The sequence below is a fragment of the Variovorax frigidus genome, from assembly GCF_051216515.1.
Taxonomy (GTDB): domain Bacteria; phylum Pseudomonadota; class Gammaproteobacteria; order Burkholderiales; family Burkholderiaceae_C; genus Variovorax.
This window is the reverse complement of sequence record NZ_JBPJZF010000004.1, coordinates 258,725-285,715: the sequence shown is the minus strand read 5'-3', so window position 1 is coordinate 285,715 and position 26,991 is coordinate 258,725. Positions and strand designations below refer to the sequence as shown.

Sequence of the window (26,991 nt, the reverse complement as noted above, 5' to 3'; positions counted from 1 at the left end):
TCAGATCGGCTGCGGTTGCGGTACCAGCGCCGGTGCACCTGCCGGGGCGGGCGCATCGCCGTCCTCGACGCGCAGCCGCGGCAGGAACTGCGGGTAGTCGCGCTGCATGAACGCGATCAGGCCTTCGCGCACCGAGCAGCGCAGGTCGAAGGCGAGGCTCGAGTTGGCCGCGGTGCAGAGCACGCGGATCTGCATCGCGCGCTCGGTGGTGTCGACCACGCGCAGGTTGAAGAAGCGTCCGTCCCATTCGGGCGCGGCCTTCACGATGCGCTCGACCTCGGTGCGCAAGGGTTCGAGCGGCATGCCGTAGTCGGCATAGACGAACACCGAGCCCAGCAGCTGCGCGCTGTGCCGGGTCCAGTTCTGGAACGGCTTCTCGATGAAGTAGCTCAGCGGCAGGATCAGCCGGCGGTCGTCCCAGATCTTGAGCACGACGAAGGTGCCCGTGATCTCCTCGACGCGGCCCCATTCGCCCTCGACCACCAGCACGTCGTCGATGCGGATGGGCTGCGCCAGCGCGATCTGCAGGCCCGCGATCAGGTTGCTGAACACCGGCTTGGCGGCCAGACCGGCCACGATGCCGATCACGCCGGCCGAGGCCAGCAGGCTGGCGCCGACCTGGCGCGCACCCGGGAAGGTCATGAGCATCATCGCGCCGCCGGCCACCAGCAGCATGCTGTTGGCGGTGCGCGCCAGCACGCGCGTCTGCGTGAGCACGCGCCGCGCCTGCAGGTTGTCCGCCGCATCGTAGGGGTGCTTGGCGATCAGGCCGTCGGCAAAGCCGTTGACCGCGCGGATCGCAAGCCAGCTGGCCGCGGCGATCAGCAGCAGTCCGTTGAGATGCCGCACGCCCGCGATGAAGCGCAGGTCGTCGGGAGCGGCCTGCCAGACCATCTGCAGTGCGAGCAGCGGCAGCACCAACCGTGCCGCGGGCTTGACGTTGACCAGAAGCGCATGCAGCACTGGCGCGTGGCGCGTCACCCTCTGAAGCACCACCGAGGCCACGCGGTGCACGAGCAGCGCGAGAACGACGGCGATCAGCGCGGAAAGGGAGGGAGCGAACCAGGGGTGGCCGAGCAGCATGTCTTTGTTCATCGTTCAGGGGTTCCTTGAAAGGAAGGGTGGAGGGAATCGTCGGAAAGGGACTGCAGGATGCGTGCCGCGTCGTCGCGCAGCTGCACCGAGATGCCGGTGGCGAGGTCGAGCCGGCGCAGCAGCCAGGGGCTGATGTCGTTGTCGAAGGGATCGGGCAGCGGGATGGGGCCGGCCAATGCGGTGGCCGGCGCGCCGGAAGGCAGGTCGCTGCCGGCGATGGGCATGCTGCCGATCGCGGCCTCGATGCGCTCGGCGGTGCGTTGCAGCGGCCCCTCGATGTCGGCGGGCGTGAGCCGGTCGCGGCGCAGCACGAGCATCGACTTGACCGCGCTCAACTGGGCCAGCAACTGGTAGCTGTGGGCCTGCAGCTGCTCCAGCGGCACGATGGGTGGACGCACGGCGCGCGGCTCCGACAGCGAGCGCTGCGTGGCCTGCACCAGCGCCGAGAGGCTGTCGAAGGCCTCCTTGCGCGCCAGGCGCCATTCGAGTTCGGGGCTGCTGTCGATCGCATGCAGCTGTCCCAGGCCCAGCGCGAGCCGCGCGTGAAGGGCCTGCGCACGCAGCGTGCGCGCCACCAGGGCCGGGATCTGGCTGCGCTCCCAGGACGGCAGCACATAGCAGAAGGCCCAAGCCAGCGCGGCGCCGATCAGCGTGTCGGCGATGCGTTCGAACAGGGCGAAGGTCGGGGCCGCACCGGTGTTGAGCAGGTGGGCCTGCACCAGGCCGAGCACCGTGGCCGCGACGGCGGTGACCAGGTAGCGCCGCACCGCAAAGCCGTGCGCGATGGCCTGCGCCACCACGGTCGCCGACAGCAGCCCGAGGGCCGAGGGGTGCGCCGACAGCAGGCCGACCGCCAGCACGCAGCCCAGCAGCGTGCCCGCGACCCGCGCGTTGCGCCGCTCCAAAGTCTGCGACAGGCTGCCGCGCAGCACCACCACGATGGTCAGCAGGATCCAGTAGTCGTGCGAGCCCCAGGGCAGCAGCAGCGCGATGCCGTAGCCCGCCGCGATGGCGAGCGAGGCGCGGATCGCATGGCGCAGCGGCGGTGCATCCCAGCGCCACAGCGTGAGAAAGGGGCGCCACGACCAGGCCGTGGGGCTCACGAACATGTGCCAGTTGGCGCGCACCACGGCCAGGTCCGGGGCCACCTCGCCGCGCGCCATGGCCGCCAGCCTTAGCACCTCGTCGTTGATGTGGCCGATGCGGCTGGCCAGGCCGCGTGCCAGCATGGCCGCCGAAGGGCCGGCCGCGGCACTGGCGGGGCGGATGTCTTCGGGCGGGCGCACTGCGATCAGCTGCGGCCGGCGGTCGGCCACCGCGTCGGGGCGTCGTCCCAGCAGCAGCGCGTCGGCCAGTGCGGCGGTGTCGTCGGCCAGCGCCTCGAGCACGCGGCGCATCTCGGTCAGCGCCGGGGAGTGCGAAGGGTTGGCCTGCAGGGCTTCGAGGTCGAGTTCGCTGGCCAGCAGCTGGTCGCGCATCTCGAGCACGACCACCAGCATGCCCGCGAGCCGCTGCCGTTGGGGTGTGCGCGGCGACTCGAGCACGATGTCGCGCGTGGCCTGCAGCTGGTCGGCCAGCGCGGCTTGCTCGCTCAGCAGGCGGCCGAGCATGGGCGCGGGGACTTCGCGCACGTCGCCCGACTCCTCGCGCGAGCTGAACTGGCTGGCCTCGGTGCGCATCAGCGCGGACAGCGACAGCAGCACGTCGGCCATGGCCTGCACGCGGTAGCGGCCGTTGAGCGCGAGGTTGGCCAGCGTCGCGTAGATGACGTAGAGCCCGGCGCCGAGGCCGAAGATCAGAGTCCGGTAGATCGCCTCGTCGATGTTCTCGGGCTTGTGCGTGGCCATCGAGAAGATCATCGAGAACATCACGGCGATCGCGATCGGGATGCCGCGCTTGCCCCAGGCCATGGCCGTGAAGGCCAGAAAGGTGGCGGGCACCATCAGCAGCCCGAGCCGGATCGGCGCACCGTGCAGCATCTGCACCGCGAAGAACAGCGGCAGGCCGATCAACGGGGCCGGCAGCATCTGCAGGAACTTGCCGCGGCGCGGGCCGGGCAGGTCGGGCGGCGCGGTGACGATCACGCCGACCGCCGCCGCGGCGGACGCGAGCGCGCCCAGCCAGAAATGCACGCCGGCCGAGATCAGGAACAGCCCGAACGCGACGGACAGGCCGTTCGTGATGTAGTGGCTGAGCGCGACCCGCAGCGCGGCGCGGGTGCGTGAGACGGCGGCGCGCGGCGCCAGCATCAGCGGGCGGTGGGGTCGCCCTCTGCGGGCGGCGTGGCGGCGTCGCGCCGGATGCGCGTGAGCTTGCGCGGGGCAGCCGCTACGGGCGCTGCTGCGGGTGCCGCGGTCGTCTCGTCCGCCGCATCGGCCGCTTCGGCTTCCAGGCCCGAGGTGGTGGTGCGGGCGTACAGGTCGGCCGAGGTGTCGGCGTCAGGGGTGGCGGTGGCCGCGACCTGGCGCATGCGATGGCTGGCGCGCATCTTTTCATCGACGCCTGCGAATTTCGAGTACTTGGCGAGCATCGGCACCAGCTGACCGTAGATGCGCGGCGCACCGGCCAGGCATTCGCGCTGTTCGAGGAAATCGGGTTCGCCGGTGAAGTTGCCGACCAGGCCGCCGGCCTCGGTCACGAGCAGCGAGCCCGCGGCCACGTCCCAGGGGTTGAGGCCGGTCTCGAAGAAGCCGTCGGTGAAGCCGGCCGCCACGTAGGCCAGGTCGAGTGCCGCGGCGCCGGGACGGCGCAGGCCGGCCATCTTGGGCATCAGGTCGGCCATGATGGCCAGGTACTGCTTGAAGTTGTCGCCGGTACGGAAGGGGAAGCCGGTCGAGATCAGGCAGTCGCTGAGCTTGACGCGCTTGCTCACGCGGATACGCCGGTCGTTCATGTAGGCGCCGCGGCCCTTGGTGGCGGTGAACAGGTCGTTGCGGCTCGGGTCGTAGACCACGGCCTGCTCGACCTTGCCCTTGACCGCCAGCGCGATCGACACGCAGTAGACCGGGAAGCCGTGAATGAAGTTGGTGGTGCCGTCGAGCGGGTCGATGATCCAGACGAAATCCGAATCCTTGGCGCCGAACTCGCTGCCCGACTCTTCCGCGAGGATGCCGTGGCCCGGGTACGCGGTGAGCAGGGTCTCGATGATGACCTTCTCGGCGGCGTGATCCACCTCGGTCACGAAGTCGTTGACCTGCTTTTGCGAGATGCGAACGGCTTCGACGTCCAGCGCGGCACGGTTGATGATGGCACCGGCGGCGCGTGCGGCCTTGACGGCCACGTTGAGCATGGGATGGAGATTGGGCGACGACATGGATTGTGGAAGAGCGGCGGGGGCAGGGGCCCTGAAGAGGCGTCCGGGCGATGCGGGACGCAGGAAGGCCGCGATTTTACAGGTGCGGCGCGATCCGGTGCATTTTTCGGGCCTTGACGGCGCCCGCGCGAGCGGGAGTGGCAGCGCTTCCGTTCTAATCGGGGCCCCTCCCGCACGCCCATCCGTTCGTCCATGCGCACCCGTTTCATCCTGATCCAGACCAGCCACGCCGGCAACGTGGGCGCCGCCGCGCGCGCCATGAAGACCATGGGCTTCGACGACCTCGTGCTGGTCGCGCCGCGCTGGGCCAACGTGCTGCGCCGCGAGGAAACCATCCAGCGGGCCAGCGGCGCGCTCGACGTGCTGGCCAACGCGCGCATCGTCGACACGCTCGACGAGGCGCTCGACGGCGTCACGCACCTGTGCGCCACCGCCATGATCCCGCGCGATTTCGGCCCGCCCACGCGCACGCCGCGCGAGCATTTGGAGCCGCTGGGCAAGGTCGACCCGCCGCAGCACGTCGGCTTCCTGTTCGGCTCCGAGCGCTTCGGCATGCGCAACGAGGACGTCTACCGCTGCAACGTCGCGCTCAGCATTCCCGCCGATCCGAAGTTCGGCTCGCTCAACCTCGGCGCCGCGATCCAGCTGATCGCCTACGAATGGCGGCTGGCGCTGGGCGGCTTCCCGGTGACCGAGTCGGTGGTGCCCACGCAGGCGGCCGATGCCAAGGCCGTGGCCGGCATGCTCGAGCACTGGGAACGCTCGCTGGTGCAGATCGGTTTTCTCGACCCCGACGCGCCCAAGAAGCTGATGCCGCGGCTGCAGCAGCTGTTCAACCGCGCGCAGCCCACGCCCGAGGAGATCCACATCCTGCGCGGCATCGCCAAGGCCATGGCCGACGCCAAGACTCCGCCCGCCTCGCGCAAGGACGACGCGGCTTAGACTTCCGCCGCTTTCACATCACCACCACATCCATGCTTTCGCGCCTGCGTTCCGACATCCAGTGCATCCTCGACCGCGACCCCGCGGCGCGCACGCGCTGGGAAGTGGTCACCCTGTACCCCGGCTTCCACGCCGTGGTGCTGCACCGCGTGGCGCACGGGTGTTGGAACCACGGCTTCAAGTGGGTAGGGCGCTGGGTGTCGCAGTTCTCGCGCTGGGTCACGGGCATCGAGATCCATCCGGGCGCCAGGCTGGGCGAGCGGGTGTTCTTCGACCATGCGATGGGCGTCGTGGTGGGCGAGACCGCCGAAATCGGCGACGGCTGCACCATCTACCAGGGCGTGACCTTGGGCGGCACCTCGCTCTACAAGGGCACCAAGCGGCACCCGACGCTGGGGCGCGACGTGGTGATCGGCGCCGGGGCCAAAGTGCTCGGCGGCTTCACGGTGGGCGACGGCGCCAAGGTCGGCTCGAACGCGGTCGTGACCAAGCCGGTGCCCGCGGGTGCCACCGCCGTGGGCATCCCGGCGCGCATCATCGTGTCGACCAGCGGGGCCAGCGCCGACGTGAGCGAAGCGGCGCGTGGCTTCTCGGCCTATGGCCTCACGGCACAGGACGATCCGCTGTCGCAGGCCATGCGCGGCCTGATCGACAGCGCGGCCGGCCAGGAGCACCAGATCGCGCTGATCTGGCAGGCGATCGAGAAGTTGTCGGCGCGTCAGCCGGAAGAGGCCGACTGCGTGCCGGGCGACGCGGCGCGCGCAGAATGCTTCGAGGCCGACAAGCTGGTGCAGCTGGTCGGGAAGTAGGCTTCCCGAGTCGCACCGCTCAGCTCACATGCCGACGTAGTTCGGCCCGCCGCCGCCTTCGGGCGTGACCCAGACGATGTTCTGCGTCGGGTCCTTGATGTCGCAGGTCTTGCAGTGCACGCAGTTCTGCGCGTTGATCTGCAGCCGTTCCTTGCCCGCGTTCGCCTCGTCGGGCACGAACTCGTAGACGCCGGCCGGGCAGTAGCGCGCCTCGGGGCCCGCGTACTCGGGCAGGTTGATGCGCACCGGCACCGAGGCATCCTTCAGCGTCAGGTGCGCGGGCTGGTTTTCCTCGTGGTTCGTGTTGCTGATGAACACGCTCGAGAGCCGGTCGAAGGTGAGCTTGCCGTCGGGCCGCGCGTAGCTGATCTTCTTGCAGGCGGACGCCGGCTTGAGGCGCGCATGGTCGGCTTCGGTGCGGTGGATGGTCCAGGGGATGTGGCCGCGCAGCACGAACTGCTCGATGCCGGTCATCACCGTGCCCACTGTCAGACCCTTCTTGAACCACTGCTTGAAGTTGCGCGCCTTGTTGAGCTCGGTGTGCAGCCAGCTCTTCTCGAAGGCGGCCGGGTAGGCGGCCAGCTCGTCGTGCTGGCGGCCCGCGGTCACGGCGTCGAAGGCGGCTTCGGCCGCGAGCATGCCGGTCTTGATCGCCGCATGGCTGCCCTTGATGCGGCTCGCATTGAGGTGGCCGGCTTCACAGCCGACCAGCGCGCCGCCCGGGAACACCGTCTTGGGCAGCGAGAGCAGGCCGCCGGCCGTGATCGCGCGCGCGCCGTAGCTCAGGCGCTTGGGCGCCTTCAGGCCCTTGTCCTGGCCTTCGAAGTACCAGCGGATGTTCGGGTGCGTCTTGAAGCGCTGGAACTCCTCGAAGGGGCTCAGGTGCGGGTTCTGGTAGTCGAGCCCGACCACGTAGCCGATGATCAGCTGGTTGTTTTCCGCGTGGTAGACGAAGGAGCCGCCGTAGACGTCCGAGGGCAGCGGCCAGCCGGCCGTGTGGATGGCCAGGCCGGGCTGATGGCGCGCGGGGTCGATCTCCCACAGTTCCTTGATGCCGATGCCGTAGCTCTGCGGGTCCTTGCCGTCGTCGAGCTTGTACTTCGCGATCAGCTGGCGGCCCAGGTGGCCGCGCGCGCCTTCGGCGAACACGGTGTACTTGCCCAGCAGCTCCATGCCGAGCTGGAAGTTCTCGGTCGGTTCGCCGTCCTTGCCGATGCCGAGGTTGCCGGTGGCCACGCCGCGCACCTTGCCGTCTTCGGTGTAGAGCACTTCGGCGGCCGGGAAGCCGGGGAAGATCTCCACGCCCAGTTCCTCGGCCTGCTGCGCCAGCCACTTCACCACATTGCCGAGGCTGACGATGTAGTTGCCGTCGTTGTGGAAGTTGTGCGGCAGCATGAAGTTGGGCGTGCGCGTGGCGCCGCTCTCGCTGAGCATCAGGAAGGTGTCGGCCGTCACGGGCTGGTTCAGCGGCGCGCCGCGTTCCTTCCAGTCGGGGATCAGCTCGGACAGCGCACGCGGGTCCATGATCGCGCCCGACAGGATGTGGGCGCCGGGCTCGGAGCCCTTCTCGAGCACCACGACCGAGATCTCCTTGTCGTTCTGCGCCGCCAGTTGCTTCAGGCGGATGGCGGTCGAGAGTCCGGCCGGCCCGCCGCCGACGACGACGACGTCGTACTCCATGGCTTCGCGGGGACCGAACTGGGCAAGGATTTCGTCGTGGGTCATTGTGGGGAGTCTCGTCGATAGGTGGGAGTGGCCCGGCACCGCAGCGCAGCGGAGTTCTTGCAACATTTTATGCGGCTGGTTGCACGCTTCCTGATCGGGCTGCGCACAGCGTATGCGTCACCTGTGCGCCCGGCAGTCCCCGTGGGGACGCGTGGACAATGCACGACGCGCGCCCGGCGGGGCGCCCCCTGGCCCCGAGCCTCCTGTTTTCTCAAGGCGCTACCCGATGAAGATTGAAATCCCCGAGCACAAGAAGCTCGTCTACGAGACGTCCATTGCCATCCGCTGGGGCGACATGGACGCCATGGGCCATCTCAACAACGGAACCTATTTCCGCTACATGGAGACGGCGCGCATCGACTGGATGCGCTCGATCGGCTTCGAGCCCGACCCCAAGGGCGAGGGCATGGTGATCGTCAATGCCTTCTGCAACTTCTACCGGCAGATCGAGTATCCGGGCGACGTGCTGCTGAAGATGTACGTGAGCGATCCGGGCCGCACCACTTTCGAGAGCTGGGCCACGATGGCGCGCGCCGATGCGCCCGACACGGTGTGCGCCGCGGGCGGCGCCACCACGATCTGGGTCGACTTCCCGAAGCAGAAGGCGATGACGCTGCCCGACTGGCTGCGCGAGATCGTCACGGTCTGAGGGCGAAGGCCCGCAAGCGCCTTCAGGCCGGCTGCAGCACGATGCGGGCCTCGAACCCCGTGGCGGCGCCCTCGGGCGGCGAGCGCAGCTCGAGGCGACCCTCGTGCTTCTGCACGATGGTTGCGACGATCGACAGGCCGAGCCCGTAACCGGCGTGTTCCGCGCTGTGGCGCACATGGCGCTTGCGCAAGGTGCTCAAGGCGGCCTCGCTCACGCCCGGTCCGAAGTCGCGGACCACCAGCGAGCCATCGGCCTCGACGGCGAGCTGCACCGGACCGTCGCCGCCGTAGCGCAGCGCGTTCTCCACCAGGTTGCGCAGTGCGATCGCCAGCACGTCGAAGTCGCCCAGCGTCACGGGCGGTGCGCCGCTGTCGGGCACGCTCAGGCCGAGCCGGTCGAGCGCGCGTGCGTCCTGCCAGAATTCCTGAGCTACCGTCGCGGCGAGCTGGGTCAGGTCGACGCGGTTCCGCGAGAACGACGCACCCGACTCGGCGCGCGAGAGCTGCAACAGCTTCTCGGTCCGGTGGCTGAGCACGCGCAGGGCATCGAGTGCCGCTTCGACGTCCTCGCGCCGCAATGCGTGCTCCAGCGCGGTCTGCAGCCGCAGCCGCGCCGACGCGAGCGGCGTGCGCAACTCGTGGGCCGCATTGGCAGCCAGCGCGCGTTCGACGTCGAGCGATTGCGACAGGCGATCGAGCAGACGGTTCACATGGTCGCCCACCGACTGGAGTTCCTGCGGCAGGCCCGGCAGGGCGATGGGTCGCAGGTCGGCGCCGCTGCGCTCGCCGATTTCCGCAGCCAGGCGCTGCAGCACCTGCAGTTCCTCGCGCGCGATCTTGCGCAGCACCAGGGCCAGGAGGGGCAGCACAGCGCCCAGCGGGATGATCAGCCCGAACAGCGTCCGGTTGAGCGCCACGCGGCGCTCGTCGAGCGGATCGGCCACCTGCAGGTACAGGTCGCGTTCGGGGTGCCGCACCGTGTAGATGCGCCACGCCTCGTCGTTGGAGAAGCCCGCCGCCAGCGGCACGTCGAACACGTTGCCGGGTGTCTCGGCCGATCGCAGCAGCACGCGCTCGTTCTTGTCGACCACCTGGAACATGACCGCGGCGTCGGCGAAGGTGGGGGTCGGTGCGATCAGCATGCGGCCGTTGGACGCCTCGCCGGCCCGGCGGTCGAACTCGTCGAGCGCGATGTCGAACATGCGGTGCGACACCTCGACCAGTTCGCTGTCGAAGTTGTAGTTGATCTCGCGGTCGACATACCAGACCACGCCGATCACGCACAGCAGCCAGACCCCGCCGACCCACAGGATCAGCGTCTGGATCAGGCGGCCGGCCAGCGTCTGGCGCGCGACCGGCGCCCGGACGTCCGCCGCGGCGCTCATTCGCTGTCGCCCACGGCGTGCACCAGCCGATAGCCCAGGCCGCGCAGGGTCTGGATGTGGTTGCGGCCGAGCTTGCGGCGCAAGCGGCTCACAAAGACCTCGAGCGTGTTGCTGTCGGCCTCGTCGTCGAAGCCGTAGAGCGCGTCCTGCAGGTTCTCGCGCGTGTGGATGCGGTCTGGCCGCGTGGCCATCACGCGCAGCAGCGACCATTCCTTCTGCGTCAGCGCGACCGGCACGCCGTTGCGCCGCACCATCTCTTGCGACAGGTCGATCTGCAGGTCGCCCAGCTCGATCAGGGGGGCGCTGGACGCGCTGCGTCGCCGTTCCACGGCACGCAGCCGGGCCAGCAGTTCGCCGGGGTCGTAGGGCTTGATGAGGTAGTCGTCGGCGCCGGCGTCGAGGCCCCGGATGCGGTCGGTCACCTGATCGCGCGCCGTCAGCACGATCACGATCGGACGCTCCTTGATCGCGCGGATCTGCGGCAGCAGCGACAGGCCGTCGCCATCGCCCAGATGGAGGTCGAGCAGCACTGCCGCGTACTGCGCCGCGTGCAGTGCGGCCGAGGCCTCGGCCAGGCTCGCACAGGCATCCACCACGAAGGCCTTGGCCCGCAAATAACCGCAGACCGCTTCGGACAGCGTGGCATCGTCCTCGACCAGCAAAACGCGCACGTCAGCGTCTCCAAAAATTGAACGAGTCTATCGAAGGCAGGGCTTCAGGCTGCGTTCATTCTGCTGTCCTACGCTCGTGGCCTCCGTCGATCGGTTTCCATGGGCGGGCCCCGTACCCGTGTCGCATGTCACTTCGCACCAGCGCTCTCTCTTCACTCATCCCACGGGTTCTCGCTGCCACCCTGGCCGGCCTGCTCCTTGTCCTGTTGTGGGATGCGTCCGGCCTCGACCTTCCGCTGGCCCGTCTGGCCGGCGGCCCCGACGGATTCGCGCTGCGTGACAACACGGCGTTCGTGCTGTTCTTCCACGAGGTTCCGCGCCTGCTGAGCTGGGCCTGTCTGACAGGCCTGTTCGCCGCCATTCGTTGGCCCTGCGGCCCGCTGCGCTGCCTGACGCGCGGCGAACGCGTCCAGCTCGCGCTCACCGTGCTGGGGTCGGTGCTGGCCGTGTCGCTGCTCAAGCATGCGAGTCACACCAGCTGCCCCTGGGACCTGCGCGACTTCGGCGGCAAGGCGGTCCATCTTTCGCATTGGGCGTGGGGCCTGAACGACGGCGGCCCCGGCGGCTGCTTTCCGGCCGGGCATGCCTCGGCCGCCCTGGCCTACATCGGTGGCTGGTTCGTGTGGCGGCGGCACCTGCCGCGGGCGGCGATGTACTGGTTGGCTGCGTCGCTCGGGCTGGGCTTGGTGCTGGGCATCGCACAGCAGTGGCGGGGTGCGCACTACATGAGCCACACGCTCTGGACCGCATGGGTGTGCTGGGCGGTGGGCTGGCTGGCGGATGGCCTGGCCCATGCCCGTTGGCAGACGCATGAGGTGCCCCCCAAGCTGAACGAAACCTGAGGCGGTCGTTCAGGGAGGTTTCAGTCCCGCCTTTCACCATCGGTGGATGACCACGACTTTCGACACGATCGCGCCCTTGGCTGGGCGCGGCACCTCCACGCAGGCGTTCGCTGCGTCGCGCCTGCCGGCCTGGCTGCTTGCCCTCGATGCCTGGATGGCGCGCCCGCGGTCCGCCCGTGCGGTGGTGATCGGCCTGGCGCTCTATCTGCTGGTGGCCGCCAATTGGGCGCTGTGGTTCGAGCTCGCGCGCATCGGCGGTGCGCCCAGCGTCTACATGCGCTCGGTCGGTGCGATGGCCGTGATGATCGGCTTCGGCACCGTGGCGCTGCTGTCGCTCACGGCCTGGACGCGATGGATGAAGCCGCTGTGGTTCGCGCTCGTGCTGATCGCGGCCATCGCCCAGCATTTCATGCTCACCTACCACGTGGTGATCGACCCGACCATGGCCGCCAATGCCATGCAGACCGACATGCACGAAACGCGCGACCTGCTGAGCTGGCGCCTGCTGTTCAACGTGCTGCTGGTAAGTGCGTTGCCCGCGTGGTGGCTGCTGCGCGTGCGCGTGCTGCCGATGCGCGCCTGGGGGCAGGTCTGGCGCAATGCCGCGCTGGTGGCCGCGACGCTGGCAGTGGGCATTGCCGCCACGGCCGCGATGTCGCGCGAAGTCGCGCCGCTCATGCGCAACCACGTCACGCTGCGCTACATGATGAATCCGCTGGCCAGCGTCTACTCGGCCGGCACGGCGGCGATTCGGCCGCTGTTCAAGCGCAGCCACAAGCTGATCCCGATCACGGCCGGCGCGGCGCTGGGCCCGAGCTATGCGGCACAGACCAGGCCGCCGCTGTTCGTGATGGTGGTGGGCGAGACGGCGCGGTCCGATCATTTCGCGCTCAACGGCTATGCGCGCGACACCACGCCCGAACTCGCGGCACGTCAGGTGCTGAGCTGGCGCAACGTGCATTCCTGCGGCACCAACACGCTGGCCTCGGTGCCCTGCATGTTCTCGTCGCTGGGCAAGCAGGGCTACGAGGGTCGCAAGGACGACTACGAGAACCTGCTCGATGTGGCGCAGGCTGCGGGCCTGGCCGTGCTGTGGATCGACAACCAGGCCGGCTGCAAGGGCGTGTGCGACCGCGTGCCCCACACCTCGGCCGATGCCGACCTGTCGGCCGAGGCCAAGGGCGCGCTGTGCGACGGCGACGAGTGCCTCGACGACATCATGCTCAAGAACATCGACCAGCGCATCGCCGCGCTGCCGGCCGAGCGGCGCCAGCGCGGCGTGCTGCTGGTGATGCACCAGATGGGCAGCCATGGTCCGTCGTATGCGAAGCGCTCGTCGGTCGAGACCAAGCGCTTCGTACCGGAGTGCAGGACCAACGTGCTGGCCGACTGCAGCCATGGTGAGCTGCTGAACGCCTATGACAACTCGATTGCCCACACCGACCGCTTCCTGGCCCGCACCATCGACTGGCTCAAGACCCAGTCGCCACACTTCGCCACCGGCCTGCTCTACATGAGCGACCACGGCGAATCGCTGGGCGAGTACGGGCTGTTCCTGCATGGCCTGCCCTACAACATCGCGCCCGAAGTGCAGAAGCACGTGCCGATGGTCGCGTGGTTCGACGACGGTCTGAAGGTGCGCGAGCGCCTGTCGACGGCCTGCCTGCAGAAAGATCGCGAGGCCGAGCTCACGCACGACAACCTGTACCACACGCTGCTCGGCGTGCTCGACCTCGAGACGCCGACCTACCAGCGGACGCTCGATGCCTTCGCGCACTGCAAGGGCGCAGGCGCCTGAGCGACCCGATCTTTCTTTTCCAGGGACACCGCGGAACCGGCTTGCCGGGCCGCTGGTGTCGCCCCCTGGGGGGAGCCTACTTCTGTCGGGGGAGGCGGCCCATGAGAAAGAACTCTGGATTGGGCTGCATCCCGGTGAAGCTCGCCATGCGGTTCGACAGTCCGAAGAAGGCCGTGATCGCGCCGATGTCCCAGATGTCCTCGTCGTCGAAGCCGTGCGCATGGAGCGCGGCGAAGTCGGCGTCGTCGACCTCGTGCGAGCGGTCGCAGACCTTCATTGCGAAATCGAGCATCGCGCGCTGACGCGGCGTGATGTCGGCCTTGCGGTAGTTCACCGCGACCTGGTCCGCCACCAGCGGCTTCTTCTCGTAGATGCGTAGCAGCGCACCGTGCGCCACCACGCAGTAGAGGCACTGGTTGGCCGCGCTGGTGGTGGTCACGATCATCTCGCGATCGCCCTTGGTCAGTGAACCTTCTTCCTTCAGCATCAGCGCGTCGTGGTAGGCGAAGAAGGCGCGCCATTCGGCCGGGCGGCGCGCGAGCGCGAGGAACACGTTGGGCACGAAGCCGGCCTTCTCCTGCACCGCGAGCACGGCGGTGCGGATGTCCTCGGGCAGGTCTTTCAGTTCGGCCAATGGGTAGCGTGATGTCATGGGTGTCTCCGTCGTTGATCGCCCATCATAGGCAGCGCGTGGGCGCCGAGCGATCTCGCCGCCAACGGCCGCTGAGGCAAGGCGCGTACCGCGGCGCGTCAGGGCGCGAACTGCTCCGACGGCATGCGTGACGGGGTTGCGCCTGGCGTGGCGATCAGATCGCGCACGTCCTGCGCATAGCCTTGCAGCCGGCGTGCGGCCCGTTCGCGCTGGGCCGGACGCGTGATGTTGTGCAGCGCCGCGATGTTGGCACAGCTCTCCGTCAACAGGGCCTGCTGATAGGCCTGCCACGGGCCGGTCGGTGGGTATGCAACGCGTCGTGCATAGGCGTCGATGGCGGCACTCACTTCTGGCACCGGCGCACTGCGACTGAAGCGGCGCAGCAGGGCCAGCGACTCCTGCTGCCGCTGGCGCCGTTCGGCATCGACGCGCCGTGGATCGAAGATCGAACGGTCCACCAATTCGCGCAGCAATTGGCGCTGGGTGCCGTCGAGCGAACCGTAGAAATCCTCGCTGCGGTCGAGGAACTCCGTGTAGCGCTTCTGGTGCTGCTGCTCGGCACTGCGCTCCAGCCAGTCGCGCGCATAGGCGGCATTGTTCTTCGCGTACTTGCTTTCGACCTGGCGCAGTTGCGCGTCGTCGAGGCTTGCCACCAGTTCGGCGCCCGGCTTCGAGGCCTCGAGCGCGGTGGCGAGCAGGCGATCGCGGATCGCGTCGCCGACCGCGCAGACCTCCGAGGCCGTGACGTCGGCCTGCGCCTTTGCCGCAGCCCCTTCGATCAGCCGCTGGAATTCAGGCAGCTCGTTGCGCCTGTGGCTTTCCAGCAGCGCCGCGAGCTGTGCCCGAACCTTCGGGGTCTGCACGGTGTTGAATTCCACATAGCCGTCGAGCCACCAGTAGCCGAGTTCGGGCAGGTTGTTGTAGGCCAGCTTGACGGCGCTGCAGCCCGCCAGCGCCGCACCCAGAAATACGGCGCAGGTCGCCCTCGACAACCGGGGCAGGGACGAGAGCCACGGGCGCTTCAAGGGCGTGCCTGACAGGGGGAGGGAGCGCTCAGCCCGCGTCCTTCAAGGCCTTCTTGGCCTTGTCGGCGGAGTTCTGCGAACGGTTCTTGTGGTAGCCCGACTTGACGTTGTTGACCGCCTTGCCCACCGGTCCGCTCTTCTTGGCTTCGTTGTCGGCGCGCTTCTCGTCGATCTTGTGCTTGGCGGCGTCGGTGGCTTCCGAGGCGGCCTTGCCGACCTGTGCGCCGGCGGTCAGGACAGTGAGGGAGGCAGCGAGCACGAACAGCATCTTCTTCATCGGGTTCTCCATAAATTGATTCAAGCCTCGACTAGACACGGCCTTTCGACCTGGCCCTGTCAGTCGCCGCCGCGCCTGCCTGTGGTGGGGCAGCACCAGCCCGCAATAATGGCGCTTTCATCCCTTCAAGGACAACCCTGTGCGATTCCTGTTGTGTGCTTCCCTCCTGTGCCTTTCGTCGGCCGCTTTCGCCCAGAGCGCGCCGGTCACCACGCCCAGCGGCCTGATCTACCAATCGCTCAAGGACGGCACCGGCGCGTCGCCGACTGCCAGCGACACCGTCAAGGTGCACTACCGTGGCACCTTCCCCGACAGCGGCAAGGAGTTCGACAGCTCCTACAAGCGCGGCGAGCCGATCGAATTTCCGCTGTCGGGCGTGATCGCCTGCTGGACCGAAGGCGTGCAGAAGATGAAGCCCGGCGGCAAGGCCAAGCTGGTGTGCCCGCCGGCCATCGCCTACGGTGCGCGCGGTGCGGGTGGCGTGATCCCGCCCAATGCCACGCTCAACTTCGAAGTCGAGCTGATCTCGGTCAAGGGACGCTGACCGCGGCGGCGCGCGGCGCGCGCCCCAGCACGGCCGCCACCGCCGCGGCCGCGAGCACCAGCACGCTGCCCAGCAGCATCGCGCTCGCGATGCCCCGGCCATCGACCGCCATGCCGCCCAACAGCGCGCCAGAGGCGATCGCCACCTGGAAGGCCGTCACCAGCATCGCCTGGCCGGCCTCCGGTGCCTCGGGCAGCGCCTTGAGCATCCAGCCGGTGGCCGAGACCGGCACCATGCCGAAGGCCACGCCCCAGGCCAGCACCACCACCGCGCCTGCCGCCACGCCCGAGCCGATCAGCGTCGAGACGGCCAGCGAGCCGGCCAGCAGCAAGGTGGTGGCCATCACTGCCGTCAACGGGCTGCGCGCCACGATGCGTCCGCCGATGAAGTTGCCCGCGAAACCCGCCGCGCCATAGACCAGCAGCAGGGCCGTGACCAGCGCCGGCGAGAGGCCGAAGATCTGCTGCAGCAGCGGCTTGAGGTAGGTGTAGGCGGCGAAGTGTCCGGCCACCATCAGCACCACCGCCGCCAGGCCGACCGCCGCCATGCGGTGCGTCAGCGGCGTGAGCAGGTCGCGCGGCCGGATGGCGCGCAGCGCCGGCAGCGCGGGCAGCAGCCACAGCTGCACCACCAGCACCACGGCGGTCAGCAGCGCCGACGCCGCGAACGCCGAACGCCAGCCCGCAATGCTGCCGAGCAGGGCGCCGGCCGGCACGCCCAGCACGGTGCCCACCGAGATGCCGGCCAGGATCATCGACATCGCGCGCGGCTGGTCGGCCGGCGGCACGAGCTGCGTGCCCACGGCCGGCGCGAAGGACCAGAAGCCGCCGACGCACAGGCCGAGCAGCAGGCGCGCCACCAGCATCGTCGAGAAGCTCGGCGCGAAGGCGGCCAGCAGGTTCGACACCAGCAGCAGCGCGGTCAGCGACAGCACCACCGTGCGGCGGTCGAGCCGGCCCGCGGCCACGGTCAGCGCCGGCGCGGCAAAGGCCGCCAGCACGCCGGGCATCGTGACCATCAGGCCCGCGGTGCCGTCGGACACGTCGAGCCCGCGCGCGATGTCGGTGAGCAGGCCGACCGGCAGGAACTCGGTCGTGACCATCACGAAGGTGCCCACGGCGACCGAGCCGACGGCGAGCCAGGCCGAGCGGGGCGTGACGGCGGCGGGCGCGAGCGCCGGGGTCGCGACGGCGTCGTCGCAGGTGGTGCAGGAAGAGGACACGGGCAGGGACTCCGAGGGCGCAGGTGCAAACCCTGGAGTGTGGGCACCTCGACGCTTCGGACAAAGCCGTCGGGCGGACCCAATGTGTTTCCATGGCGCCAACAATGGCGCCGTCGGCCACGGGCCGTTGCCGCCGCCGATCGCCATCCGGGCACCATCGATGCGATCGCCGAGAAGGTCATGCAGGCTGGCGGGCAAGGCATTGCCGTGGCCTGCGACGACGCGCTCGACGCCCCGTGGCCTCAACCCGACTCGGTCGCCCGCCCCGAGGCCAGCCACGCGTCCAGCCCGCCCGCCAGCGGCCTGGCGCGCTTCGCGCCGCGTGTCTGCAGCAGGCGCGCGGCCACCGCGGCCGAGACCTCGTTGGGGCAGTTGCAATACAGCACGATCTCGTGGTGCGCCGAGAAATCGGGCAGGCCGCGCTGGGCCTTCATGTCCTGCAGGTGCAGCACGATCGCGCCCGGGATGCGGCGTGGCTCGAGTTCGGCACCGGCCGGCGAACGCACGTCGATCACCAGCGGCGGCACGGCGGAAGACATCAGCGCATGCAGCTCGTCGACGCTCACGCGCGGGATGTCGATGCTCGACAGCATCGCGCGGCGGCGCCAGTAGCGCAGGCCCATGCCGGCCGCCACGGCGATCGCCAGCACCACCAGCGCGGCCGCGCCGGCATCGGCCATGGCGTCGAGCACGGCCTGGATCTGGCTGCTGAACACCCAGCCCGGGATCAGGAAGGCGGCCGACCAGATGGCCGCGGCCAGCGTGTCGAAGCCGAGGAAGCGCGCGGTCGACATCTGCAGCGCGCCGGCCATCGGCGGCGCCACCACCGACACGCCCGGCACGAACTTGGCGGCGATCAGCGAGGTGCCGCCCCAGCGCGTGATCAGCGATTCGCTCTGCCGCACGCAGGTGTCGGGCGAGAGCGAGACCTTGCACAGCAGCCGCATGATCCGGTGGCCGAAGCGGCGACCGGCATAGAACCAGGCCGCGTCGCCCAGCAGGTTGCCCGCCAGCGCGACCGCCACCGTGGCCCACAGCGGGATCTGTCCCATGGCCGCCAGCCCGCCGGCCACCACCAGCACGGCCGAAGCCGGCACCGGCACCCCGAGCCGGGCGGCGAGCGTGGCCAGGAAGACCACCGTGATGCCATGCGCGGTGGCCAGGGACAGGAGTTCTTGCATGCGGGCAATCTAACCGTTCCGTGCGCCGGCTGCCCGACGTCCATCTGGTAGCGTGGCGCATGGCCGTTCTCGACTCAGATCTTCCTCATTGGACCGTTCACTGCGATGGCAGTGCGGTCCCCAACCCCGGTCGCATGGGCCTGGGCGCGGTGCTGGTCGCGCCCGACGGGACACGTCAGACGCTGTCGCGCGCCACGCACTCGATCGGCTGCAACAACGAGGCCGAGCTGCGGGCACTGACCGACGCGCTGCAGGCGGCCCAGGCGCAGGGCGCGAGGGTGGTGCAGGTCTACAGCGACAACAGCATCCTGGTCGAACAACTGAGCGGTCGTGTGACCAAGCCGATCGCGCGGCTTGCGGATCTGTTCGACGCGGCGCGCGTGCTGCTCGCGTGCTTCGACCGCGCGGCGCTGCAGTGGATTCCGCGGCACCGCAACGGCGAGGCCGATGCACTGGCCCGCGCGGCGCTGGGCATGGCGCCGAAAGTCAGCGGCAAGTTGCGCGGCAAGGCCGGCCGGCGCAAGGCCCGCGCCTGAACGACGCGCCCTGCGCCGTCAGGCGGGATGGTGCTGGTAGAGCCAGGTCTCCGACAGCGTCTGATCGCCGCTCTTGAGGAAGAGCCGCATGTCCACGGTCTCCTTGCCTTCGGCCGTGAAGTCGAACTGCGCCCGCCAGTGGCCGGGCACGCCGTTCGGTACGGCTTCGGCGAACAGATAGGAGAACCTGCCGCGCGAGGTGGTGAGCACGAGTTCGGGCTTGGTGCCTGTCGGCAGCGAGGCCAGCGGGCCGCCGAGAAACTCGACCATGAACTTGCGCACGCCCTGCGGTCGCGGCTGGCCCGGCTGGCCGCCGCGGCCCGTGCGCGTGGCCACGCAGCGCGCCAGCGGCGAGGGGTAGGGCTCCACGTCGGTCCAGTGCAGCCGGTAGCGCAACGCGATCCGCGAGCCCGCGGTGGCCGGGGCCTTGGGCACCCAGAACGCGACCGTGTTGTCGTGGATCTCGTCGTCGGTCGGGATCTCGATCAGCTGCACCGCGCCTTCGCCCCAGTCGCCCAGCGGTTCGACCCAGAGGCTGGGCCGCTTCTCGTAGTGCACGCCGTCGAGGTAGTGCGCGAAGGCGCGGTCGCGCTGCAGCAGTCCGAAGCCGCGCGGCCGGGTGTCGGCGAAGGCCGAGGCGGTGGTCTGGCCCGGGTTGTTGAGCGGGCGCCAGATGCGTTCGCCACCGCCGCTCCACATCGCCAGGCCGTCCGAGTCGTGCACCTCGGGCCGCCAGTCGATCCCGCTGGACTTGGTTTCCGAGAACCAGTACATCGAGGTCAGCGGCGCGATGCCCAGCCGCGCCACGTTGCGCCGCAGGAAGAGTCGGCATTCGATGTCCATGCGCACGGCCTTCGTGCGCTCCATCACGAAGCGGTAGGCGCCGGTGAGGCTCGGCCCCTCGAGCAATGCATGGACCGTGACGCTGTGGCTGCCCGGCGCCGAGGGCTCGAAGTAGAAGCGGGTGAAGGCCGGGAATTCCTCGGGCCGGTCGGCTTCGGCCACGTCGATCGCGATGCCGCGGGCCGACAGGCCGTACTGGTAGAGCTCGCCGATGGCGCGGAAGTACGAGGCGCCGAGGAACGCGACCCAGTCGTTCTTCTTCCAGTCCAGCTGCTTCGGGTCGCCCAGCCGGCTCTCCTGGAAACGGAAGCCGGCGAAGCCCGCCCCCTGCTGCAGCTTGCGTGCCGGGCTGTCGGCGGGCATGTCGAAGTAGCCCGGCTCGTAGAGGATCTCGCGCGCGAAGCTGTCGCCCGCGGCGGTCTCCAGCAGATGCATGCGCACCGGCGCCGGGAAGAAGCGCCCGAGGTGGAAGAAGGTCACGGGGAAGTTGCCGGGGCCGTCACGGAACAGCGCACTGTCGGGGTCGAAGCGGATTTTGCCGTGCGCCTCGTAGTCGATGCTGTTCAGCACACCGGCCGGCAACGGCGTGGCGGCGGCCTGCGGCTGGCCCGCCAGCGACTCGGCCAGGGCCGTGAGCCGTTCGAAGGAGAAGGGTTGGGGCTGGCCGAGCTTGAGCGCGGTGGCGGCCAGCGAGTCGGCGGGAAGTCCGAGAGAGGCGAGGGCCAGCGAGGTGCCCCCGGCGGCGAGGAAGTGTCGTCGATCGAGCATGGCCCCGCATGGTGCACAGGCGGTCCGCTCGCGCCGTGTAGGTGAAGGACGCCCGTGGAAACCGTTGCAATCGATGCAGCTTGTTGCAGGACTGCGCGCGCTCAGCCTGCCATCAACTTCTGCACCAGTTCCGCCGTGGTGGCGGCCGCGTACTTGCGCATGAGTCGCGCGCGGTGCAGCTCGACCGTGCGGTGGCTGATGCCCAGCACGCGGCCGATCTCCTTCGAGGTCAGGCCTTGCATCACCTGCGCCGCGACCTCGCGTTCGCGCGGCGTCAGTTCGGCCTTGGCGCTGCGGCGCGAGCCCAGGTCCTCGAATGTCCAGATGCCGGCCTCGTGCGGTGCGGCGCGGTTGAGCGCATGGCCGGTCACGTGGCACCAGAAGGTCTCGCCCGCGAAGGCCCCGTGCAGGTCGCCCAGCCGCCGCATCATGCGGTTGTCGGCGTAATGGCCGACGTGGTTGAGGATCGGCACCATGCGTTTGCCGATACGCTCGAATTCGGCGACGCTGGGGTAGAGCACCTGGAAGGACTGTCCCACCAGCGCCTCGCGCGCGGCGCCGAACATCTCGCACAGGCGCTGGTTGCAGTCGACCATGGTGCGGTTGCGCGACAGCACCATGCCCACCGGCGCGTGCTCGAAGGCCAGCCGGTAGTCGACCGGCCCGAGGCCCGGGGCGGTCGGCTGCGTGGTTTGGGTCTTCTCAGGTGTCTCCATTACGAAATACTACGTATGCGGGTACGTAGTATCGTCGGAGGCTCTTTCTTCCTACTTTCTTTCACTCAGCTCGCGAGGATCACGCCCATGGTGAACAAGATCTATGCCTCCGCCAAGGAGGCGCTGGCCGGCGTCGTCGCCGACGACCAGATGCTCGCCGTCGGCGGCTTCGGCCTCTGCGGCATCCCTGAAGCGCTCATCGATGCGCTCAAGGACAGCAACGTGCAGAACCTGACGGTGGTCTCGAACAACGCAGGCGTCGACGGCTTCGGCCTCGGCAAGCTGCTCGAGACCCGGCAGATCAAGAAGATGATCGCCAGCTACGTGGGCGAGAACAAGGAGTTCGAGCGCCAGTTCCTGGCCAAGGAGCTCGAGCTCGAGTTCACGCCCCAGGGCACGCTGGCCGAGAAGCTGCGCGCCGGCGGCGCGGGCATCCCGGCCTTCTTCACCAAGACCGGTGTGGGCACGCAGGTGGCCGAGGGCAAGGAACTGCGTGAGTTCGACGGCGAGACCTACGTGATGGAACGCTCGCTGGTGCCCGACGTGGCACTGGTCAAGGCCGACGTGGCCGACAAGTCGGGCAACCTGCGCTTCCGCCTCACGGCACGCAACTTCAACCCGGCCGCCGCGATGGCCGGCAAGGTCTGCATCGTCGAGGTCGAGAAGATCGTCGAAGTGGGCGAGATCGCACCGGACGACATCCACCTGCCGGGCATCTACGTGCACCGCATCGTGCTCAACGCGACGCCGGAAAAGCGCATCGAAAAGCGCACCGTGAGCGCAGCTGCACCGGTCGATGTCGCGGCCGCCAAGGTCGAAGCCCAGGCCGCCATCGCGCAGGCCGCCGCCGGCAGCGAGATCCCCGTGCCGACCGTTCCCGCGAACAAGAAAGAAGGAGTCTGAGATGAAATACCCCCACGTTCGGCACTGCGTGTCCTCTCTGCCCCCCGAGGGGGCGCAAGCCTCCCTTGAGGCGGCTCGGCGGGAGGCTTGAGATGCCCTGGACCCAAGACCAGATGGCGGCCCGTGCCGCGCAAGAACTCGAAGACGGCTTCTACGTGAACCTCGGCATCGGCATCCCGACGCTGGTGGCCAACCACACCGGCACCAAGGAAGTCTGGCTGCAGAGCGAGAACGGCATGCTGGGCATCGGCGCCTTCCCCACCGAGGACAACGTCGACGCCGACCTGATCAACGCCGGCAAGCAGACGGTAACGACCATTCCCGGCTCGGCCATCTTCGGCAGCCACGACAGCTTCGCGATGATCCGCGGCGGCAAGATCAACCTGTCGATCCTGGGCGCGATGCAGGTCAGCGCCAAGGGCGACCTGGCCAACTGGATGATCCCGGGCAAGATGGTCAAGGGCATGGGCGGCGCCATGGACTTGGTGGCCGGCGTGAAGCGTGTGATCGTGCTGATGGAGCACGTCGCGAAGAAGAAGGACGGCACCGAGGACCTGAAGATCCTGGAGCAGTGCACCCTGCCGCTGACCGGCGTGGCCGTGGTCGACCGCATCATCACCGACCTGGCCGTGATGGACGTGACGCCCGAGGGCCTCAAGGTCGTCGAGCTTGCCGACGGCGTGAGCTTCGAGACCCTGCAGGCCAAGACCGGCGTTCAGCTCATTCGCTGATCCCGCCCCGGAACCGCCGCGTGGCGGTTCCCGAAGCCCTTCAGGGCGCGGCCTGCGGCGCCACGGTGGCTGCGGGTGCTGCGGGTGCTGAGGCCGGCACCGCAACCGGCGCGGTGGCCGCCTGCGGATTCGGCGGCACCTGGTAGCTCCAGGTTTCGCTCAGCGGCTTGTCGCCCTGCATCAGCGCGGCGCGCATCTCGACCGGCAGCGCCGGATTCTTCACCTTCACCCGCAGCACCAGGCGCACGCCCTTGATGGCGGGGTTGCGCTGCACGGTGTTCTCCAGCAGCTCGGCGTTGTCGCCCACGCTCACTAGTGCGCTGACCGGCGTGTCGGGTGGCAGTTTGGCGAGCACCGGACCCTCGAAGTCGACCAGGAAGGCGCTGCTGCCGTCGAGCGCGCGGATCAGGTTGGCCTGCAACTGCTCGCCATCGGTGTGGAAGGTCTGGCGCACCCAGGCGTTGTCCTGGCCGTGCAGCGCGGGCTCGTCGGTGGTCCAGTGCATGCGGTAGGCGAACTGCAGCGCCTGGCCCTTGCGTGTGGGCTCGTCGGGCGTCCAGAACGCCACGATGTTGTCGTTGGTCTCGTCGGGCGTGGGGATCTCCATCAGCGTGACCTTGCCCTTGCCCCAGTTGCCCTGCGGCTCGATCCATGCGCTCGGACGCAGGTCGTAGCGGTCCTTGAGGTCTTCATAGCGCCAGAACTCGTGGCCGCGCTGCAGCAGGCCGAAGCCCTTCGGGTTCTCGACGGTGAAGCTGCTGATCGCGAGGTTCTTCGGATTGTTCAGCGGACGCCACAGCCATTCCCCGCTGCCGGTCTGGATCGCCAGCCCGTTCGAGTCGTGGATGGCCGGGCGGAAGTTGCGCTTGAGCTCCGACTGCTGGTTCGGGCCGTAGAGGAACATGCTGGTCAGCGGCGCGACGCCCAGCGTCTTGATGTCGCCGCGCACGAAGACGTTGGCCTGCACGTCGACCACCGCATCCTTGCCGCCGGGGGTCAGGATGAACTGGTAGGCGCCGGTGGCGCGCGGCGAGTCGAGCAGAGCGTAGATGACGATCTGCTTGTCGGTGCCCGTGGGGCGCTGCACCCAGAACTCGCGGAAGTCGGGGAACTCCTCGCCGCCGGGTGGCGCGGTGTCGATGGACAACCCGCGCGCCGAGAGCCCGTAGACCTGGCCCTTGCCGACCACGCGGAAGTAGCTTGCGCCCAGGAAGCTCATGATCTCGTCGTTCTTGCCCACCTGGTTGATCGGGTAGAGCACGCGAAAGCCCGCATAGCCCAGCGTGCTGGTCGCGCCCTTGTCGAAATTCAGGTTGCCGAAGTCGAAGCGCTCGGGGTCGTACCTGATCTCCTGCACCGTGTCGCCGTCGATCTCGTTGATCCGCACGGCGGCGTTGAAGTGCATGCCCTGGTGATAGAAGTTCAGCCGGAAGGGCGTGGTCTGGTCGCGCCACTCGAAGCGGTCGGCGCGCGGCTGCATCTTCTGGTAGTCCGCGAACTGCATGCCGCTGAAGACCGGCGGCAGGTTGTTCACCGGCGCCGCGTAGGGCTTCTCCATCAGCGCGCGCGCCTTGGCGGTCACATCGTCGAGCGAGAAGGCCTGGGCCTGGCCGGCGCACAGCAGGGAGGCGAGGGCACCGGCGCACAGCAGGGGAATCGACGGCTTCTTCTGGGGTTGGGCGGTGGGCATGGAGGTCATGAAGTGATGTCTGCGATGCAGGTGGAAGGCAGGGGGAATGACGGTGGAACGCAGAGCGCGGCACACCCCGGTGCAGGCGCGGTGCGATGAACTCGCGGTGATTCCCGACAAGGATCTGCGGGAGGCTCGTCCACACTCGGGGCCGTGGCGTTCATGCGTCGTGAGCCCTGGCTGCGACGCGCAAAAGGCCCGACTGTGTAGGAAGAATTGCGCGGGCGATGAGCATGAAATGCGAAGGCTTCGGCAACGAGGCGTGATCGTCTCGCCAACATGTGCTTAGCTTAGCATCGCCGATTGCGCGAGCCTGTCGGCAAAGACCGGCTTTGCGGCTCACCCTCTGAAAGGTACTGAAATTGAAGATGTCGTTTCTGCTGGCCGTCGCGGCCGGCCTGGCCAGTCCGCTGGCCTTTGCCCAGCACGATCCCGCAGCGCTGAACAACAAGAGCACGTTCATCGCCGACATCGTGGGAAAGATGAGCCTCGATGAAAAGATCGGCCAACTGCGCCTGATCAGCATCGGCCCCGAGATGCCCATCGCCCAGCTGGCGAAGGAGATCACCGCGGGCCGCGTGGGCGGCACCTTCAACTCGGTGAACCGCCCGCACAACCGGCTGCTGCAGGACGCGGCCATGAAGGGCCGGCTCAAGATCCCGATGTTCTTCGCCTACGACGTGATCCACGGCCATCGCACCACCTTCCCGATCGGCCTGGGCCTGGCTTCGAGCTGGGACATGGAGGCCGTGGGCCTGATGGCGCGCACCGCCGCCAAGGAAGCGGCCGGCGACTCGGTCGACATGACCTTCGCGCCCATGGTCGACATCGCGCGCGATCCGCGCTGGGGCCGGACCTCCGAGGGCTTCGGCGAAGACCCGCATCTCGTGTCCGAGATCGCGCGTGCCACGGTCAAGGGCTTCCAGGGTTCGCTGCCGGTGCCGGCCGACCGCATCATGACCAGCGTCAAGCACTTCGCGCTGTATGGCGCGGTCGAGGGCGGGCGCGACTACAACACGGTCGACATGAGCCCGATGCGCATGTACCAGGACTATCTGCCGCCGTACCGCGCCGCCATCGATGCGGGCGCGGGCGGGGTGATGGTCGCGCTCAACTCCATCAACGGCGTGCCGGCCACCTCGAACACCTGGCTCATGCAGGACCTGCTGCGCAAGGACTGGGGCTTCAAGGGCGTGACCGTGAGCGACCACGGCGCGATCGTCGAACTCATGCGCCACGGCGTGGCCAAGGACGAGCGCGAGGCGGCCAAGCTCGCGATCAAGAACGGCATCGACCTGAGCATGGCCGATTCGGTCTACCTCGCCGAACTGCCTGGCCTGGTGAAGTCGGGCGAGGTCACGACGGGCGAGATCGACAGCGCGGTGCGCGAGGTACTGGGCGCCAAATACGACATGGGCCTGTTCCACAACCCCTACCTGCGCATCGGCGTGGCCAAGGACGATCCGGCGGACCTCGACGCCGAGAGCCGCCTGCACCGCCCGGCCGCGCGCGACGTGGCGCGCAAGTCGATGGTGCTGCTCGAGAACCGCAACAACACCCTGCCGCTCGCGAAGTCGAAGGCCATCGCGCTGGTCGGTCCCTTGGCCGATGCGCCGATCGACATGCTCGGCAGCTGGTCGGCCGCGGGCAATTCGAAGAACGCGGTCACGCTGCGCGCCGGACTGGCCAAGGCCATGGGTTCGCAAGGCCGGCTGTTGCTGGCGCGCGGCGCCAACATCACCAACGACGAGGCGATCGTCAAGTACCTGAACTTCCTCAACTGGGACACGCCCGAGGTCACGCAGGACAAGCGCAGCCCGGCCGCGATGATCGAGGAAGCCGTGGCCGCGGCGCGGCAGAGCGACGTGATCGTCGCCGCCGTGGGCGAGGCGCGCGGCATGTCGCACGAATCGTCGAGCCGCACCAGCCTCGACCTGCCCCAGAGCCAGCGCGACCTGATCACCGCGCTCGAGGCCACGGGCAAGCCGCTGGTGCTGGTGCTGATGAACGGCCGACCGCTGGCGCTGCAGCGCGAGCAGCAGGAAGCCGATGCCATCCTCGAGACCTGGTACACCGGCACCGAAGGCGGCAATGCCATCGCCGACGTGCTGTTCGGCGACTACAACCCCTCGGGCAAGCTGCCCATCTCCTTCCCGCGCTCGGTCGGCCAGATCCCGACCTACTACAACCATGCACGCCTGGGCCGGCCCTTCACCGAAGGCAAGCCGGGCAACTACACCTCGCAGTACTTCGAGGAAACGAACGGCCCGCTGTACCCCTTCGGCTATGGCCTGAGCTACACCGACTTCGCGCTGTCGGACGTGGTGCTGTCGGGACCGACCATGGCCCGCAACGGCAAGATCGAAGCGGCCATCAACGTGAAGAACACCGGCCAGCGCGCGGGCGAAACCGTGGTCCAGCTCTACATCCAGGACGTGGCCGCGTCGGTGGTGCGGCCGGTCAAGGAGCTCAAGGATTTCCGCAAGCTCATGCTGCAGCCGGGCGAACAGCAGACGGTGCGCTTCAGCATCGACGAGTCCAAGCTGCGCTTCTTCAATGCGCAGCTGCAGAACGTGGCCGAGCCCGGCGCCTTCAATGTGCAGATCGGTCTGGATTCGCAGGCCGTAAAGCAGCAGGGGTTCGAGCTTCGGCCATAAACTTCGGCCTGCACACAG

The 26,991-nt window shown here is 68.7% G+C and carries 24 protein-coding genes; 10 read left to right on the top strand and 14 right to left on the bottom strand.

What is annotated here, in order from left to right; genetic code table 11:
- From ACSFBC_RS13610 to ACSFBC_RS13600, 3 genes are read right to left on the bottom strand one after another with little or no spacing between them, the layout of a single operon-like run.
- Positions 1-1,095: a mechanosensitive ion channel family protein gene (locus ACSFBC_RS13610; protein ID WP_435510859.1), complete on the bottom strand. Its 1,095-nt coding sequence runs from the start codon at positions 1,093-1,095 to the stop codon at positions 1-3.
- Entirely contained in the window at positions 1,092-3,344 is a 2,253-nt protein-coding gene (locus tag ACSFBC_RS13605) for an FUSC family protein (protein WP_435510858.1), read from the bottom strand. Before ACSFBC_RS13605 ends, ACSFBC_RS13610 begins: the two co-directional genes overlap by 4 nt.
- Complete coding sequence (locus ACSFBC_RS13600; RefSeq protein WP_435510857.1) at positions 3,344-4,408, bottom strand: inositol monophosphatase family protein; 1,065 nt, start codon at positions 4,406-4,408, stop codon at positions 3,344-3,346. Before ACSFBC_RS13600 ends, ACSFBC_RS13605 begins: the two co-directional genes overlap by 1 nt.
- 192 nt (positions 4,409-4,600) lie before the next feature.
- On the opposite strand from ACSFBC_RS13600, the gene ACSFBC_RS13595 reads away from it, so the two are divergent.
- Both ACSFBC_RS13595 and cysE read left to right on the top strand, forming a co-directional pair.
- Positions 4,601-5,350, top strand: a complete 750-nt coding sequence (locus ACSFBC_RS13595; protein ID WP_435510856.1) for an RNA methyltransferase — start codon at positions 4,601-4,603, stop codon at positions 5,348-5,350.
- Between the two features lie 32 nt (positions 5,351-5,382).
- Positions 5,383-6,159 carry a serine O-acetyltransferase gene (cysE, locus tag ACSFBC_RS13590; protein ID WP_435510855.1) on the top strand — a complete coding sequence of 259 codons (777 nt, stop codon included), beginning with the start codon at positions 5,383-5,385 and terminating at the stop codon, positions 6,157-6,159.
- A gap of 24 nt (positions 6,160-6,183) precedes the next feature.
- On the opposite strand, the gene ACSFBC_RS13585 is transcribed toward cysE, so the two are convergent.
- Positions 6,184-7,884 carry an electron transfer flavoprotein-ubiquinone oxidoreductase gene (locus ACSFBC_RS13585; RefSeq protein ID WP_435510854.1) on the bottom strand — a complete coding sequence of 567 codons (1,701 nt, stop codon included), beginning with the start codon at positions 7,882-7,884 and terminating at the stop codon, positions 6,184-6,186.
- A gap of 226 nt (positions 7,885-8,110) precedes the next feature.
- Between ACSFBC_RS13585 and ACSFBC_RS13580 the strand changes: the two genes are divergently transcribed.
- Entirely contained in the window at positions 8,111-8,533 is a 423-nt protein-coding gene (locus ACSFBC_RS13580) for an acyl-CoA thioesterase (RefSeq protein WP_435510853.1), read from the top strand.
- A 22-nt stretch (positions 8,534-8,555) separates the two neighbouring features.
- Here ACSFBC_RS13580 and ACSFBC_RS13575 read toward each other — a convergent pair whose 3' ends face one another.
- Positions 8,556-9,917 (bottom strand): ATP-binding protein, encoded by a 1,362-nt coding sequence (locus tag ACSFBC_RS13575; protein WP_435510852.1) that lies wholly within the window; start codon positions 9,915-9,917, stop codon positions 8,556-8,558.
- A complete protein-coding gene (locus tag ACSFBC_RS13570; RefSeq protein ID WP_435510851.1) occupies positions 9,914-10,588 on the bottom strand; it encodes a response regulator in 675 nt (224 codons plus the stop codon). The genes ACSFBC_RS13575 and ACSFBC_RS13570 overlap by 4 nt, the downstream gene beginning before the upstream one ends.
- A 125-nt stretch (positions 10,589-10,713) precedes the next feature.
- Between ACSFBC_RS13570 and ACSFBC_RS13565 the strand changes: the two genes are divergently transcribed.
- Positions 10,714-11,430, top strand: a complete 717-nt coding sequence (locus ACSFBC_RS13565) for a phosphatase PAP2 family protein (RefSeq protein ID WP_435510850.1) — start codon at positions 10,714-10,716, stop codon at positions 11,428-11,430.
- A 46-nt stretch (positions 11,431-11,476) separates the two neighbouring features.
- A complete protein-coding gene (locus tag ACSFBC_RS13560) occupies positions 11,477-13,228 on the top strand; it encodes a phosphoethanolamine transferase (RefSeq protein WP_435510849.1) in 1,752 nt (583 codons plus the stop codon).
- A gap of 76 nt (positions 13,229-13,304) precedes the next feature.
- Here ACSFBC_RS13560 and ACSFBC_RS13555 read toward each other — a convergent pair whose 3' ends face one another.
- From ACSFBC_RS13555 to ACSFBC_RS13545, 3 genes are all read right to left on the bottom strand, one after another.
- The gene (locus ACSFBC_RS13555) at positions 13,305-13,880 is read right to left on the bottom strand and encodes a peroxidase-related enzyme (RefSeq protein WP_435510848.1); all 576 of its coding nucleotides are present in this window, start codon (positions 13,878-13,880) and stop codon (positions 13,305-13,307) included.
- A gap of 98 nt (positions 13,881-13,978) precedes the next feature.
- Positions 13,979-14,905, bottom strand: a complete 927-nt coding sequence (locus ACSFBC_RS13550; protein ID WP_435510847.1) for a DUF6279 family lipoprotein — start codon at positions 14,903-14,905, stop codon at positions 13,979-13,981.
- A 28-nt stretch (positions 14,906-14,933) separates the two neighbouring features.
- A complete protein-coding gene (locus ACSFBC_RS13545; protein WP_183026515.1) occupies positions 14,934-15,182 on the bottom strand; it encodes a hypothetical protein in 249 nt (82 codons plus the stop codon).
- Positions 15,183-15,321: 139 nt separating this feature from the next.
- Here ACSFBC_RS13545 and ACSFBC_RS13540 point away from each other — a divergent pair, with 139 nt between their 5' ends.
- Entirely contained in the window at positions 15,322-15,726 is a 405-nt protein-coding gene (locus ACSFBC_RS13540; RefSeq protein WP_183026514.1) for an FKBP-type peptidyl-prolyl cis-trans isomerase, read from the top strand.
- On the opposite strand, the gene ACSFBC_RS13535 is transcribed toward ACSFBC_RS13540, so the two are convergent.
- Both ACSFBC_RS13535 and ACSFBC_RS13530 read right to left on the bottom strand, forming a co-directional pair.
- Positions 15,713-16,948, bottom strand: coding sequence for an MFS transporter (locus ACSFBC_RS13535; RefSeq protein WP_435510846.1), 1,236 nt, complete (start codon positions 16,946-16,948; stop codon positions 15,713-15,715). The two genes, ACSFBC_RS13540 and ACSFBC_RS13535, sit on opposite strands and share 14 nt — an antisense overlap.
- 242 nt (positions 16,949-17,190) lie before the next feature.
- Complete coding sequence (locus ACSFBC_RS13530; RefSeq protein ID WP_435510845.1) at positions 17,191-18,129, bottom strand: DedA family protein/thiosulfate sulfurtransferase GlpE; 939 nt, start codon at positions 18,127-18,129, stop codon at positions 17,191-17,193.
- A gap of 59 nt (positions 18,130-18,188) precedes the next feature.
- Between ACSFBC_RS13530 and ACSFBC_RS13525 the strand changes: the two genes are divergently transcribed.
- Complete coding sequence (locus tag ACSFBC_RS13525) at positions 18,189-18,665, top strand: ribonuclease HI family protein (RefSeq protein WP_435510844.1); 477 nt, start codon at positions 18,189-18,191, stop codon at positions 18,663-18,665.
- Positions 18,666-18,683: 18 nt separating this feature from the next.
- Here ACSFBC_RS13525 and ACSFBC_RS13520 read toward each other — a convergent pair whose 3' ends face one another.
- Positions 18,684-20,276, bottom strand: coding sequence for an OpgD/OpgG family glucan biosynthesis protein (locus ACSFBC_RS13520; RefSeq protein ID WP_435510843.1), 1,593 nt, complete (start codon positions 20,274-20,276; stop codon positions 18,684-18,686).
- A 101-nt stretch (positions 20,277-20,377) separates the two neighbouring features.
- Positions 20,378-20,992, bottom strand: a complete 615-nt coding sequence (locus ACSFBC_RS13515) for a LuxR C-terminal-related transcriptional regulator (protein ID WP_435510842.1) — start codon at positions 20,990-20,992, stop codon at positions 20,378-20,380.
- Between the two features lie 90 nt (positions 20,993-21,082).
- Here ACSFBC_RS13515 and ACSFBC_RS13510 point away from each other — a divergent pair, with 90 nt between their 5' ends.
- Together ACSFBC_RS13510 and ACSFBC_RS13505 are read left to right on the top strand one after the other, a co-directional pair.
- A complete protein-coding gene (locus tag ACSFBC_RS13510) occupies positions 21,083-21,895 on the top strand; it encodes a CoA transferase subunit A (protein ID WP_435511178.1) in 813 nt (270 codons plus the stop codon).
- A gap of 92 nt (positions 21,896-21,987) precedes the next feature.
- Complete coding sequence (locus ACSFBC_RS13505) at positions 21,988-22,626, top strand: 3-oxoacid CoA-transferase subunit B (protein ID WP_435510841.1); 639 nt, start codon at positions 21,988-21,990, stop codon at positions 22,624-22,626.
- A gap of 40 nt (positions 22,627-22,666) precedes the next feature.
- On the opposite strand, the gene ACSFBC_RS13500 is transcribed toward ACSFBC_RS13505, so the two are convergent.
- Positions 22,667-24,316 (bottom strand): glucan biosynthesis protein G, encoded by a 1,650-nt coding sequence (locus tag ACSFBC_RS13500; protein ID WP_435511177.1) that lies wholly within the window; start codon positions 24,314-24,316, stop codon positions 22,667-22,669.
- A 368-nt stretch (positions 24,317-24,684) separates the two neighbouring features.
- Between ACSFBC_RS13500 and bglX the strand changes: the two genes are divergently transcribed.
- The gene (gene bglX, locus ACSFBC_RS13495; RefSeq protein WP_435511176.1) at positions 24,685-26,973 is read left to right on the top strand and encodes a beta-glucosidase BglX; all 2,289 of its coding nucleotides are present in this window, start codon (positions 24,685-24,687) and stop codon (positions 26,971-26,973) included.
- Positions 26,974-26,991 lie beyond the last annotated feature (18 nt).